Annotated in this window: 1 protein-coding gene; it reads left to right on the plus strand. The window is 65.1% G+C overall.

Annotation, left to right across the window (positions count from 1 at the left end; genetic code table 11):
• Positions 1 to 439 (plus strand): hypothetical protein (locus HU811_RS27870; RefSeq protein ID WP_186659222.1); only part of this gene is annotated, 439 nt, incomplete at both ends.

The following is a 439-nucleotide window of genomic DNA, read 5'->3' on the forward strand; positions in this document are numbered from 1 at the left end:
GCAGGTCATCTGGATCGATCAGGAAAACCGCCGTACGCCGTTTCCCCTGCCCACCGCCCAGCGCCCGGCAATCCACAACAGCCTGGCCCGCGCAGCGATTTACCGGGGGGCCGAGCCGGACGAATTGATCATCGTCCAGCCCGGCGAAAACGCACCTTTCCTACACTTTCGCGACGGCCATCTGACCGCCCTCAGCGACCGCTACGCCAACCGTCTGACGCTGCAGCGCAACATCCATGGCGACATCAGCCGCCTGGACAACGGTGCCGGGCGCTCCCTGCGCTTGCGTTACGAACAGCGCCACCTGGTCGCCATCGACTACCAGAGCTTTCACCCGGCCCTGACCCTGGACGAAGCCTGGCGCACCGAACAGACGCTGGTCTCCTACCGTTACGACGGACGTTTCCGACTGATCGAGGCGACCAACGCCGCCGGCGAA

The sequence above is a fragment of the Pseudomonas tehranensis genome, from assembly GCF_014268615.1.
Classification (GTDB): Bacteria; Pseudomonadota; Gammaproteobacteria; order Pseudomonadales; family Pseudomonadaceae; genus Aquipseudomonas; species Aquipseudomonas tehranensis.